The organism is Bradyrhizobium sp. 62 (genome assembly GCF_023073035.1).
Lineage (GTDB): Bacteria > Pseudomonadota > Alphaproteobacteria > Rhizobiales > Xanthobacteraceae > Bradyrhizobium.
On record NZ_JADPIT010000032.1, the window covers coordinates 54,486 to 54,948 of the forward strand.

A 463-nucleotide genomic window follows, 5' to 3' on the forward strand; every position below is an offset into this window, starting at 1 on the left:
ACTGAAGGATTTCGCCCGAGACGTTCACCGTGATCTTCTTCGACAGATCGCCGCTCGCGATGGCGGTGGCAACGTCGGCGATGTTGCGGACCTGCGCGGTGAGGTTCGACGCCATGAAGTTGACGTTGTCGGTGAGGTCCTTCCAGGTACCGGCCACGCCCGGCACCTGGGCCTGGCCGCCGAGCTTGCCTTCGGTGCCGACCTCGCGCGCCACGCGCGTCACTTCCGATGCAAAGGAACGGAGCTGGTCCACCATCGTGTTGATGGCTTCCTTGAGCTGAAGGATCTCGCCGCGGACGTCGACCGTGATCTTCTTCGAGAGGTCGCCGTTCGCAACTGCGATCGTCACCTCGGCGATGTTGCGAACCTGGTTGGTCAAATTGTTCGCCATCGAGTTGACGCTCTCGGTCAGATCCTTCCAGACGCCGGTCACTTCCGGCACCTGGGCCTGGCCGCCGAGCTT

General features: G+C 62.9%; 1 protein-coding gene. It reads right to left on the reverse strand.

Annotated features, from left to right (window positions below; all coding sequences use genetic code 11):
* The coding region (locus tag IVB47_RS29645) for a HAMP domain-containing protein (protein WP_247466735.1) at window positions 1–463 on the reverse strand (463 nt) is incomplete at both ends.